An 11,730-nucleotide genomic window follows, 5' to 3' on the forward strand; every position below is an offset into this window, starting at 1 on the left:
CCCTGACCGATGACGAACCTGCCTGTCGACCGCTTTGCCGAGCTGCGCGCCCCCGCGCACTGGCAGGCGGTCGATTTCATTTCAGACCTCCATCTGCACCCCGGGGAGCCACAGACCTTGGGCGCCTGGTGGCGCTACCTGGAACGCCCGCCAGAGGAACGGGCCGATGCACTGTTCATTCTCGGCGACCTGTTTGAAGTGTGGGTCGGAGACGATGCGCTTGAGAACCCGGACTCCTTCGGCGCCCTGTGCGCCCGGCAGCTGCACCAGCACAGCATCGACACGCCGGTGTTCTTCATGTGCGGCAACCGGGATTTCCTCGTTGGCCCCTCTGCCCTGAGCGCCTGCGGCATGCAGGGCCTGGATGATCCCACAGTGCTCGAATTCATGGGGGCGCGCTGGCTGCTCAGCCACGGCGACGCGCTGTGCCTGGACGACACCGACTACCTGGCCTTCCGGGCCATGGTCCGCTCTGCAGAATGGCAGCGCAGCTTCCTGGCCCAACCGCTCGCCCAGCGGGAAGCCGTGGCGCGCGACCTGCGCGAACGCAGCGAAGCCCGCAAGAAGAGCCTGGCGCACGACCCTGCGCTGTGGGCGGATGTCGACGCGGAAGAGGCGCGCCGCTGGCTCCGAGCCGCTGGTGCCGCCACACTGATCCACGGACACACCCACCGCCCTGCGACGCACGACCTGGGAGAGGGTCTGCAACGCGTGGTGCTCAGCGACTGGGACGCCGCAGCCACCCCCGCCCGGCTGGACATCCTGCGCCTCAGGCACAGCGGTTTTTCGCACCTGCGCCCGTGATACAGACACTGCAGCGCTGGCTTCCGCGCCGCTGGCGCACGGAGCCCCAACTGCCCGACGGGCCGTGGTCGGCCATTCTTGGGTCCCACCCCTTTCTGGCGGAGCTCTCCGGGCCGGATCGCTTCCGCCTGCGCCAGCTCAGCGGCCACTTCCTGATGGAAAAGGAATTTCACGGCGCCCATGGACTGGTCGTGACCGACCCCATGGCGCTGGCGATTGCCGCCCAGGCCTGTCTGCCCCTGCTGCACATCCGCCCTCCCTCAGGCCAAGCCGCGTCGAATCCGCTGGACGCGCTGGCCTGGTACGACGACTTCGTCGGCATCGTGGTGCAGCCGGGGGCCGCGCTGGCACGCCGACGCGTCGCCGACGCCAGCGGGGTGGTACACCACTACGAGGAAGTGCTGGCTGGCGAAGCCATGGACCGGGGGCCGGTCATGCTGAGCTGGCAGGAGGTGAGCCAGGCGCCCGATGCCGCCAGCACCGGCAGCAACGTGGTGATTCACGAGTTCGTGCACAAGATCGACATGCGGGGCATGCATGCAGGGGGCAATCCGGACGGCGCGCCCGCCCTGGTTGCGGGGCTCTGGGGCACTCGCAGCGATGCCCAGGCCCGGGAACACTGGCGGCGCACCATGGCGCAAGCCTACGACCACTTCCGGGAGAGCGTGTCCATGGCAGAGCGCTTCGGCGCCGAACGTCCCTGGCTGGACGACTACGCAGCCACCAATCCAGCTGAATTTTTTGCAGTGACCTGCGAAGCCTACTTCGTGAGCCGACCTCGGTTTGGCCAGACGTTTCCCTCGCTCCTCGCACTCTACGACGGCTTCTTCCGCCCGGACGCCTGAGCACCCGGGCGGGCCGGACGGATCAGCGCCGCAGCAGCACCTTCAGCGCCTGCTGCAGGCGCCGCGCGGAACCTGCGTCGAACGGTGCGGCCAGCACACGCCCCACATCCTGTGGCCAGGTGTCCGCCGGAGCGGCCTCGTGGCGCCGGGTCAGCAGCTGCAGCTGCAGAAGCCGGCGCGCCTCCACATGTTCGGCGGGCGTGGGCACTTCGGCCGCCATCTCCAGGCGCAACAAGGCCTCGGCGGGTATGGCCGCGGACGGCGCCGCTCCCAGCGACTGCACCCAGGAGCCGCGCGCCGCCGTCACCCCACGGCCGCCCAAGGCCTGGGCTGCCGGCACTGCCGACGGATCGCGCTTCTCCCAGGCAGTCAGCAACTGCGTGAGCACCTCACCATGCGCCTGCGCCGCCAGCTTGCGCAGCGCCGCTTCGGCATGCTCAAGCGCCTGGCGCTGTGCGCGGAACGCCGCATCGCCCAGCCTGGGAGCCGGTGCACCCCGCGGTTCGCGGGGCGGGCGGGCATCCCCCCAGCCATCGCGCGAGCCTCTTCCGGCGTCCCGAGCCCCGCGACCATCCCGTCCAGCGGGTCCACGGCGCTCGTCGCGCCCGGCGGGCTCTGCCTTTTTCATGCCCGGCCGGTCGTCACCACGCATGGCCACCAGCTTGCGGGCCGGCGCGGATGCTGGCTTCGGCACTGCCTCGGGCGAATCGGCGGCCTCAGGAGCGGTCTCAGCTTGTGGCGTCGCGCCATCCAAGGCGGGAGCGTTGGCCGCCTCTTCCCGAGCAGGGGTTTCACCCCGCATCGCCTGCTCAAGCGCCGCCTGCGCTGCACGGATCTGCTGGGCATCGCCGCTGGCGCTGGCGGCATCGAGCGCACGAGCAGCATCCAGCACGCGCTGGTCGTGTGCGTTCAGCGTGGCCACGGCGCGTTCCCGCTCGGAGCTCTTGCGCTGGAACGCAGCGTCGATCGGCTGGCGGAACGCCTCCCAGAGCTTCTGTTCCTGCTTTCGCTCCAGCGGCACCGCGTGTGCCTCGGCCTGCCAGCGCTGCTGCAAGGCCTTCACCGCATCGATGCGCAGCTGAGGCGCCTCGCCCAGTGCCACCGCCTCGTCGATCATGGCACGGCGACGCGCCACGCTCTGTGCCTGGGCAGCCTCCAGTTCGACGTGAGCGGCCTGCATGGCGGCCTTCCAGAGGGGCTGCAGCTCGGCAAATGCCTTTTCACTCAGGTGTCCGGCCTCGCGCCAGCGCTCGGAGAACGCGTGCAGGTCGCGGATCTGGCTTTTCCAGTCGCTCTGGCCGGCATGGGCTGCGGTCCAGGCCTTGACCTCTTCGATGATCGCCAGCCGCTGGGCCCTGTGGGCCTCCGCCTGCTGGCGAACCTGGGTCAGCCAGACCTCAACCTCCTTGTGCGCCAGGGTGCAAGCCTCATCGAAGCGCTTCCAGAGGGCGTGGTTGGCAGGCCCGCCTTGGTCCGTCGTCTTCCATTGGTCTCGAAGGCTGCGCAGGGTTTCCTGCATCTTGCGGCCACCCAGACGCTGCCCTTCTGGCGCTGCCATCAGAGCTTCGGCTTTGCGAACCAGCTCCTCACGCAATTGGTCGGCGCGCCAGCGCTGCCAGTCTTCCAGTTCACCGGCCTGGGCCAGAATCGCGTTCGCCTTGCCTTCGAGCTCAGCCCCGACCAGCCGCCCCGACGAACGGAGCAGCGCACGGACATCGGCCGCGGCCTTGGGCGTGGCCTTGCCATGTCCTTGCGCCAGCTCACGCTCCAGCGCTTCCAAAGCCTTCTGCAGCTCCGCCTGCGCCCGGGCGCGGCGCTCGGCCGCCTGCGTGTCGGTCTTGTCGGCTTCAGCAGGCGTCTCGATGCCACGCGCCTGCCTCAACTCATCGGCCCACACCGGAACGGCCGGCAATGGCGCCTGCGGGTCCGCATCAGCGGCCACGGCCTGGGCCAGTGCGGCTTCAAAGGCGTCCCAGACCAGTTGCAACTGCTGTCGCGATGCCTCCAGCATGGGCGGAAACCGCACTTCCACGCTGGGCCACTGAGGGTCGTCGGCCAGCCCACTGGCCTGCGCCTGCCACTGCTGGACATCCGCCCGCAGCCCATCAATACCCGCCTGGGCCTCTTTCCATGACTTGGTCGAGAGGATTTCGATGCGCTGGGCCATCAACACAGCGGACTCGCGCTCGACCTGCACCCGGTGCTGCAGGTCTTCAATGGCCTTGACCCGCTCGGCCAGCGCCGCCTTGAGCCCTGCGAGTGGTTCGCGCGACAGCGGCGCCCCTGCCCGCGCGGCATCGCGCTGCCAAGCCATGGCGTCGGCCAGGTTCAGCCGCGACTGCGCAATCAGCGCCTGGGCTTTCTGGGCCCATTCCACGCCAATGTGCTCCTGGGCCTTCTGGCGCTTGAGTTCGTCGAGCTTTTCCTTCAGAGGCTTGGCGGCCCCGCGGTCCCGCTGGGACAGCTCCTTGAACACCTCGTTCATGCTCTCCCAGCCTGGCTCGGTCTGCAACCAAGCACGCACGCGGGCAGCGCGCTCTCCACTCGTGGGTGCGGAAAATGCACCTCCCGTCAATGCATCCAGAGGATGGGACGACGGGGTCGAGGCGGCCCCGCCACCGCCGGCCGGTGTCGCGGCGGGATCGGGCGTGGGAGACTGGGGCGCGCTCTTGCGCAGGGAGAACAGCGACATATTGATAGGTACAGCAGTGAGAGACGCCCACGCCGACGGGCGATGGACCACATCCGCTATTGTCGCCCGGGATGACCCGCCAACGACCTGATGCGCTGGCCCAAAAAAGAAACCCCGGCAGGAGAGCCTGCCGGGGTTGACGGCGGGCAAACTGCACTTGCCGTCGGGGCTGGCAGACAGGGAGTTGAATGTCCCTGACGCCTGGAAGCAAGAGATTGCTTCCATTGGGAGCCGACTGGCAGCTGAACTGCCTGATCGGCTGAATGCCGGTCATCACAACCGACGGTTGAAGATTACGCCGGAAGCGTCTCGATTTCAAGCGCAGAGACGCTCAGTTACCCGTGCACTTCAGTCTGTCCGACTGGCGGTAGCACCCCGTGCTGCAACCAGGTGCAACGACTGGCTTACCCGACGAACGGCATCGAAAAGGCGGATGGACGGCAACCTGCATGTGTGCTGGACCCGCCGCTAGGAATCTGCAAACAAGGGCAAAATCCCCATCCTCTTAATAACCAAATATTGTTTTAAACGTCGTTTAAAACATTGACCGAACATTAACGGGCACATACCATTCGCCCCGTTTTCCGTTCCGGGTAAACCCTCACGACGTCGGCACCCCTCAAACACCACAGGTGCCCGCGAAACCGCCATTGATGGCGCCCCCCTCACCGCTGCATCAGACCTTGTGGTCGGCGCAGCCCTGCAAGGAGCGACAACATGACAACGCTTTCCATTTCAGAGGCGCAGCAAAAGAGCAGCGCCTCCGCTGTCCAATCTTCCGTGTTCATCGCGCTCGCCGATGCGTACAGGGGCTTCGTCGCCCTCACCCGCAACGGCATGGTCGCGCTGGGTGCTGGCTTTGCGGTGCTGGTCATTGCACTCGCCGTGCAAAGCGAACTGCGCTCGAATATGGAGCAGTTGCTGCTGAGCTGGTTGCAGGAGCGCCAGGATTCGGCCGTGGTGGCAGCAGATGACGCCGCCCCCATGCCGGAAAACAGCAATGACGACCGCCTTGCGGTCGCTCCGCCCCCCCTTCTGCCCAAACAGCAGGCTGCCGTGACCCAGTGGCTCAGCCGCAAATACCGTGTGGCGCCGGAGCCGCTGGGCGCATTGGTGGCCGAAGCCTTTGCGGTCGGGGCCAAGGTGCGCCTTGATCCGACACTGATCCTGGCAGTCATGGCCATCGAGTCGCGCTTCAATCCCTACGCGCAGAGCCCTGTGGGCGCTCAGGGCCTGATGCAGGTGCTCACCCGCGTCCACACCGACAAGTACGACGACTACGGGGGCGCCATGGCCGCCTTCGACCCCCTTTCCAATCTGCGGGTCGGCGTCAAGGTGCTCCAGGATTGCATCAAGCAGGCCGGCTCTGTCGAAGGTGGACTGCGGCTCTACGTGGGGGCGGTGACCACCGACGGCAGCGGCTACATCAACAAAGTCATGGCCGAGCACCTTCGGATCCAGAGCGTGGCGCTGGGCAAACCGATGCCGACTTCCTTCCCGATCTTCACCGCCGCGCCTGCGCCCGCCGCGCCGGAGCCGATCGAGCCAACCCAGACCGGGCTGCTCGATCCCCAGCCCGAAGCCATCCCTGCCGGCCAGCCGGTTGAACCGGCAGCCGACGCCGCTCTCACCAGTTCCTGACCACAGACCGCCAAGCTGCGAGGCCTGCGGGCACCTCGCCACTCGGATAAACTACACAGGTGCGCAACTGGCGATAGGCGCGCGGCAGCCACCTGCCGTCCGTGCTGACGTGGCCCCCCGCTCCCCGCGAGCGGGACAACCACTGGGAAGCGCACCGCCCGCTCTACGGGTGTTCAGCCGTTCGCCTGGGCAGTCCCTGCCGCTTTTCAGAGAGTGCGCGGGGTCCCATCTCATCCGAGACCGTCCCGAGACTGCCAAACCATGTACGACCGCAACATCCTCATCGAGCAAACCGACCCCGAACTGTTCAAGGCCATTCAAGCGGAAAACGCCCGCCAGGAACACCACATCGAGCTGATCGCCAGCGAGAACTACGCCTCGCCGGCCGTGATGGCCGCCCAGGGCACCCAGTTGACCAACAAGTACGCCGAGGGCTACCCCGGCAAGCGCTACTACGGCGGCTGCGAGTACGTCGACGTGGCCGAACAGCTGGCCATCGACCGCGTCAAGCAGATCTTCGGTGCCGATGCCGCCAACGTGCAGCCGCACTGCGGCGCCTCGGCCAACGAGGCCGTCTTCCTTGCCTTCCTCAAGCCCGGGGACACCATCATGGGCATGAGCCTGGCCGAAGGAGGCCACCTCACCCACGGCATGCCGCTGAACATGTCGGGCAAGTGGTTTAACGTGGTCAGCTACGGCCTCGACAAGAACGAAGCGATCGACTACGACGTCATGGAAGCCAAGGCCCGCGAGCACAAGCCCAAGCTCATCGTCGCCGGGGCGTCCGCCTACAGCCTGCGCATCGACTTCGAGCGCTTTGCCAAGATCGCCAAGGAAATAGGCGCCATCTTCATGGTCGACATGGCCCACTACGCCGGCCTGATCGCCGCGGGCGTGTACCCCAACCCGGTGCCATTCGCCGACGTGGTGACCTCTACCACCCACAAGAGCCTGCGTGGCCCGCGCGGCGGCATCATCCTGATGAAGTCGCAGCACGAGAAGGCCATCAACAGCGCCATCTTCCCCGGCCTGCAAGGCGGCCCGCTGATGCACGTCATCGCCGCCAAAGCCGTTGCCTTCAAGGAAGCGCTGCAGCCCGAGTTCAAAGCGTATCAACAGCAGGTGGTGAAGAACGCCCAGATCGTGGCCGAAACACTGACCCAACGCGGTCTGCGCATCGTCAGCGGCCGCACCGAAAGCCACGTCATGCTGGTGGACCTGCGCGCCAAGGGCATCACCGGCAAGGAAGCCGAGGCTGTGCTGGGCAGCGCCCACATGACCATCAACAAAAACGCAATTCCGAACGACCCGGAAAAGCCGATGGTGACCAGTGGTGTGCGCATCGGCACCCCAGCCATGACCACCCGCGGCTTCAAGGACGAGGAAGCCCGCATCACCGCCAACCTGATTGCCGACGTGCTGGACAACCCGCGCGACCCGGCGAACATCGAAGCGGTGCGCGCCAAGGTCAATGCCCTGACGGCCCGTTTCCCCGTCTACAGGTGAAATGCCCCTTTTGCGGCCATCTGGAAACCCAGGTCGTTGAGACCCGGGTTTCCGAAGACGCGGACTTCATCCGCCGCCGCAGGCAGTGCGGCCACTGCGAAAAGCGCTTCACCACCTATGAGCGGCCAGAGGTCAGCTTCCCGGCGGTGGTGAAGAAGGATGGTCGGCGCGTGGACTACGTGCCGGCCAAACTGCGCGCCTCATTCACCCTCGCCCTGCGCAAGCGACCGGTGAGCACCGAACAGGTGGACGCCGCCATCGAGCGCATTGAAGAAAAGCTGCTCAACCTGGGCAGCCGTGAAGTCGCATCGACCAAGCTGGGCGAAATGGTCATGCGCGAGCTCAAGAAGCTCGACAAGGTTGCCTACATCCGCTTTGCCAGCGTTTACCGCAGTTTTGAAGACATCGACGAGTTCCGCGCGCTCGTGGACGAAGTCCGCCGATAACACGCGGCTCAACTGCTGAAACAGGGCCTCCTCCATTGGAGGGAAAAGTCGTCGTCATTTACCTCCTCGGAGGCATGATTTGGCGCCAACGCGCGGGAATAATGAGTTCGAACGCATTACACATCCGAACTCATCATGCGATTACCATCCCACCAGCATCCTTCGCAATTCCGTGGATACACCTTGATGGAACTGGTCGTGGCGACTGCGCTGCTGGCCATTCTCATTCAGCTCGCGATTCCTCCCATGAGCCGCCTGCTCTCTGAATGGCAGAGAGAACACGCCACCCGAGCTATTGCAGACCACCTTGTGCTCGCCAGATCAGAAGCCATCCGCTGGTCCCAGCGCGTGGTGATGTGCAGCAGCGTCGATGGCCTTCGCTGCTCTCCAAGCTCCAACAGAGAATGGAAATCGGGGTGGATTGTTTTTCAGGACATCGATGGCAATGGTCAATTCGGCCCTTCCGACAAATTGGTCGCTGTTTCGCAGGGCTCCCATGGAATTCGAAGCATCCGGGGAAATGCATTGCTCCAGCGCTTCGTATTCATGCCAACGGGAATGATGGCATCTGGAATGGGAACACTGGAGATTGTCCCCACGATGGGTACCAGTCAGAGAATCACCGTCAATCGAATTGGAAGAGTCAGGCTCAGCACAAGTCTGCCGGTCGAATGAAGCCAAATTCGCTGGACACAGAGTAGACGGCGTCAGGGCGGCAGCGATCTGTCGGCGGTGTGTGTGGCGACCCAAAGCGACAACTGCGTGAGAAATGAATGCTTTTTGCCGCTGAGCACGCCAAACACGACCGCGCGTCAGGGCGCGCAGAAGACCCTCGAAAGCGGGCGATACATTGCAGTACGGAGCTGCAAATTGAACCACCTGCCCTCACCCCTGACGCCTTCTGCCAGACAGCACGGATTCACGCTGGTGGAGTTGGTCGTGACCATCGCGCTGCTGGCCATCCTCACCACCCTGGCGGCACCCAGCTTCAGCGAGGTGCTGCGCCAGTGGCGGCGCGACAGCGCCACCCGCGAGCTGTCCTCCACACTGCAGCTGGCGCGATCCGAATCTATCAAGTCCTCCCGTCAGATCGTGGTCTGCCCGAGTACCGACGGAGAGTCCTGCGCTGACGGCACCGAGTGGAACACCGGCTGGATCGTGTTCGTCGATGACGGGGCGGGCACGCTGGCCAACGCGGGCAACCAGGTGGTCAACACCAATGAGCGCATTCTCAAGGTCGTGTCAGCCCAGTCTGGTGTGGCATCGATCACCAGTTCGGGAGGGGTGGAATGGATGCAATTCCTTCCAAACGGGTTGATGGGCTCAGCCACCACCACCCTGACGGTCACACCTTCCGGTGCGAACGCCAATACCAAGGTGGACAAGGTCACCGTCTCCCGCGTGGGGCGCGTGTCTGTTGCGACCGAGCTCCCATGACAAGCAAGGCCTTCATGAACATCTCCGTGACCAAGTCCGTTGCACCCCGCCACCACCGGGGTGCCAGCATGATCGAGGTGCTGGTGGCCATCCTGCTGGTGTCGGTGGGGCTGCTGGGCATCGCAGGGCTTTCTGGCGCCACCTTCAGTTACAACAAGGCATCGCAAATGCGGCTCACTGGCATTGCATTGGTCAATGACCTGGCCGACCGTGCCCGCGTCAATGTGCACGGATATGACCGCCAGGGCTATGACATTGAACTGAGTGACAACTTTGAAAGCACACCGGTCGAAGTCGACGACACCAACCTCGACCTGGACCCTGCCGTTTCCGCCAATGCAGAAAGCGTTGCCGATGCCCTCGCTGCTGCAGACGTTGACCAGTTCTTGCGTACGGTCCGCAGCCGCCTGCCGCAAGGCGATGCGGTGGTGATGAGCCGGCGGGATGCAAACGCGCGCGATCTGGATGTGTGGCTGTTGTGGAAGGAAGCCGCCACGGCGGAGGGGGACGAAGACGATGACCGGGGCGACTTCTCCCTCTTCGACGCTGGAAAGGGCAACTGCCCGGACAACCTCAGCACAGCCGACAAAGCGGAATACAGCTGCATGTACTTCAAGGTGGGGCTGTGAACATGAACTCAAAAAATCACCTTCACCCGTCTAGACGCAGCCAGCGAGGCCTGAGCCTGGTCGAGCTGATGATTGCGCTGACCATCGGTCTCTTTCTCATGGGCGCTGTGGGCATCATCTATGTGAACACCGCAACCACTTCCCGCGGCAGCACGCTCGAGTCCCAGATGAACGAGGACGCGGCGCTGGCGCTGGAGTTGCTGCAGCAGCAGATTCGCCTGACCGGGTTTTCCAACGTGGAAGCGTCGGGAGATCGGCGCTTCCCCGGGCAAGCGGTGCGGGGCTGCGATGGTGGATTCACTGACTACGATGCTGCCTTTGCCGACTTGGCGTGCAATGCGGATGGCGACGGCCCGGATGCCCTGGCTGTGAGGTACGAGGCCACGCTGCTTAACAGCCAGACAGCGCAAGATGCTGGTGGAGTTGCTCGACCAGGAAACTGCGCGCACGAGGCCATCGAGCCTTGGGACGCGACAGGCACAGAAGGCGCGCGGGCCGGTGTGACCAGCATGAACCTGGCCGACAACCGCTACTACATTGCCAATGACGCGGCCAATGAAAACACCCCCACGTTGTACTGCCAGGGCCGTACCGGTGCAGGATTTGGCAACGCCACCGCCCTGATCCCGAACATCGAAGACATGCAGGTGCAGTACGCCGTCACGGCATTCCCCACAGTGGGAGACCCACTGCCTCACCAGGTGGCGGGATATGCCAACGCAACCGAAGAAACGGACGCAACGGATGCAAGCCCGCGGTTTCCTGCCCTGGAGGACCTGACGATTCCCGCGGGCACCCCTGCAGACATCAACAACTGGTCCCGGGTCGCGGCTGTGCGCATCTGCCTGCTCGCGCGCAGCGCACGCCCGGTGCCCACGGGCGACAACCCCGTCGGCACCGCCAACGCCGATGGCACCACGTTGACGGCTGGTCTCGGCACCTACGTCGACTGCAAAGGCGACTCTCGAACCGCCACCGACCGTTTCGTCCGCCGCGCATACGTGACCACCATCCAGCTTCGCAACATGCGGCCCGGCCTGCCTCGCGACTTCGAGGAGGGAGGCAACCCGTGGCAGTACATGTACGACAACTGACGCCCGAGAACCTCACCATGCGCCGTCATACACCCATTTCCAAGAACGGCTCGGAACGCGGGGTCGTGCTTCCGATTGCGCTGATCATGTTGGTGATCATCTCGTTTGCTGGCCTACTCGCAGCCCGCAACTCGGCCACCTTCGAGCAATTCTCCAACAACATGCGCACCAACCAGGTGGCGCGCACATCCGCTGAAGACGCCTTGCGCCAATGCGAGCGCATCGCCCGCGCCAGCGTGGAAGACAACGCGGCGTTTGCGGCGGTCGTGGGCCGGATCGAAGCCGGTACTGTGATCTCTGCAGACACCGAGGAAGCCATCAGTGACGGCATCTGGAACACCCGCGCCAACTGGGCCGAAGGTGCCGCCAACCTGATCACCGTCACGCCCGAATTCGGTGACGACGTCCAGTCCGGGGCCCAGCTCAAAGAAGCCAACTACCCCACCTGCATCATCCAGGCCATGGTCAACGACCGCTTCCTGATCACGGCGCGCGGCTTGTCCAACGACGCACAGGTTGACGATGACAGCGGACTGCTGACGGCCGGCTCGGAAGTCTGGCTGCAGTCCATCCTGACGCCCCTTGTTCCGACGCTCAGCGACAAAGGCGGCGCCCAGTGATGCCGCGCAACATATA

11 protein-coding genes and 1 riboswitch are annotated in these 11,730 nt (G+C 64.8%); of the genes, 10 read left to right on the top strand and 1 reads right to left on the bottom strand.

Translation table 11 applies throughout. The features are described from left to right. The first annotated feature begins 9 nt into the window (after positions 1–9). Together HPF_RS16170 and HPF_RS16175 are read left to right on the top strand one after the other, a co-directional pair. The gene (locus HPF_RS16170) at positions 10–804 is read left to right on the top strand and encodes a UDP-2,3-diacylglucosamine diphosphatase (RefSeq protein WP_133157190.1); all 795 of its coding nucleotides are present in this window, start codon (positions 10–12) and stop codon (positions 802–804) included. Then, a complete protein-coding gene (locus HPF_RS16175; RefSeq protein ID WP_279512593.1) occupies positions 801–1,649 on the top strand; it encodes a M90 family metallopeptidase in 849 nt (282 codons plus the stop codon). Before HPF_RS16170 ends, HPF_RS16175 begins: the two co-directional genes overlap by 4 nt. A 22-nt stretch (positions 1,650–1,671) precedes the next feature. Here HPF_RS16175 and HPF_RS16180 read toward each other — a convergent pair whose 3' ends face one another. Continuing rightward, positions 1,672–4,341 carry a DUF349 domain-containing protein gene (locus HPF_RS16180; RefSeq protein WP_133157191.1) on the bottom strand — a complete coding sequence of 890 codons (2,670 nt, stop codon included), beginning with the start codon at positions 4,339–4,341 and terminating at the stop codon, positions 1,672–1,674. Positions 4,342–5,058: 717 nt separating this feature from the next. On the opposite strand from HPF_RS16180, the gene HPF_RS16185 reads away from it, so the two are divergent. The 8 genes from HPF_RS16185 to HPF_RS16220 all read left to right on the top strand — a co-directional run bounded on the left by HPF_RS16185 (position 5,059) and on the right by HPF_RS16220 (position 11,714). Further along, on the top strand, positions 5,059–5,982 hold the full coding sequence (locus HPF_RS16185) for a lytic transglycosylase domain-containing protein (protein ID WP_084397447.1): 924 nt from the start codon (positions 5,059–5,061) through the stop codon (positions 5,980–5,982). A gap of 53 nt (positions 5,983–6,035) precedes the next feature. Continuing rightward, a riboswitch (ZMP/ZTP riboswitch) is annotated at positions 6,036–6,180 on the top strand. Between the two features lie 63 nt (positions 6,181–6,243). Then, on the top strand, positions 6,244–7,488 hold the full coding sequence (gene glyA, locus HPF_RS16190) for a serine hydroxymethyltransferase (protein ID WP_133157192.1): 1,245 nt from the start codon (positions 6,244–6,246) through the stop codon (positions 7,486–7,488). Beyond that, a complete protein-coding gene (nrdR, locus tag HPF_RS16195) occupies positions 7,485–7,934 on the top strand; it encodes a transcriptional regulator NrdR (RefSeq protein WP_066158421.1) in 450 nt (149 codons plus the stop codon). Before glyA ends, nrdR begins: the two co-directional genes overlap by 4 nt. A 135-nt stretch (positions 7,935–8,069) precedes the next feature. Then, positions 8,070–8,609, top strand: coding sequence for a GspH/FimT family pseudopilin (locus HPF_RS16200; protein ID WP_079367218.1), 540 nt, complete (start codon positions 8,070–8,072; stop codon positions 8,607–8,609). A 195-nt stretch (positions 8,610–8,804) separates the two neighbouring features. Next, positions 8,805–9,371, top strand: coding sequence for a GspH/FimT family pseudopilin (locus HPF_RS16205; protein ID WP_133158139.1), 567 nt, complete (start codon positions 8,805–8,807; stop codon positions 9,369–9,371). A 14-nt stretch (positions 9,372–9,385) separates the two neighbouring features. Further along, positions 9,386–10,000 carry a type IV pilus modification protein PilV gene (pilV, locus tag HPF_RS16210; protein ID WP_165961725.1) on the top strand — a complete coding sequence of 205 codons (615 nt, stop codon included), beginning with the start codon at positions 9,386–9,388 and terminating at the stop codon, positions 9,998–10,000. Between the two features lie 2 nt (positions 10,001–10,002). After that, entirely contained in the window at positions 10,003–11,094 is a 1,092-nt protein-coding gene (locus HPF_RS16215; RefSeq protein ID WP_279512615.1) for a PilW family protein, read from the top strand. A gap of 17 nt (positions 11,095–11,111) precedes the next feature. After that, the gene (locus HPF_RS16220) at positions 11,112–11,714 is read left to right on the top strand and encodes a pilus assembly PilX family protein (RefSeq protein WP_133157195.1); all 603 of its coding nucleotides are present in this window, start codon (positions 11,112–11,114) and stop codon (positions 11,712–11,714) included. Positions 11,715–11,730 lie beyond the last annotated feature (16 nt).

Source organism: Hydrogenophaga pseudoflava, assembly GCF_004353865.1.
GTDB classification, from domain to species: domain Bacteria; phylum Pseudomonadota; class Gammaproteobacteria; order Burkholderiales; family Burkholderiaceae_C; genus Hydrogenophaga; species Hydrogenophaga pseudoflava.

Bases quoted from the DNA above. Each gene is read 5' to 3' on its own strand.
- HPF_RS16180 (WP_133157191.1), bottom strand. From the start codon at position 4,341: ATGTCGCTGTTCTCCCTGCGCAAGAGCGCGCCCCAGTCTCCCACGCCC.
- HPF_RS16220 (WP_133157195.1), top strand. From the start codon at position 11,112: ATGCGCCGTCATACACCCATTTCCAAGAACGGCTCGGAACGCGGGGTC.
- glyA (WP_133157192.1), top strand. From the start codon at position 6,244: ATGTACGACCGCAACATCCTCATCGAGCAAACCGACCCCGAACTGTTC.
- HPF_RS16200 (WP_079367218.1), top strand. From the start codon at position 8,070: ATGCGATTACCATCCCACCAGCATCCTTCGCAATTCCGTGGATACACC.
- HPF_RS16170 (WP_133157190.1), top strand. From the start codon at position 10: ATGACGAACCTGCCTGTCGACCGCTTTGCCGAGCTGCGCGCCCCCGCG.
- HPF_RS16215 (WP_279512615.1), top strand. From the start codon at position 10,003: ATGAACTCAAAAAATCACCTTCACCCGTCTAGACGCAGCCAGCGAGGC.
- HPF_RS16185 (WP_084397447.1), top strand. From the start codon at position 5,059: ATGACAACGCTTTCCATTTCAGAGGCGCAGCAAAAGAGCAGCGCCTCC.
- pilV (WP_165961725.1), top strand. From the start codon at position 9,386: ATGAACATCTCCGTGACCAAGTCCGTTGCACCCCGCCACCACCGGGGT.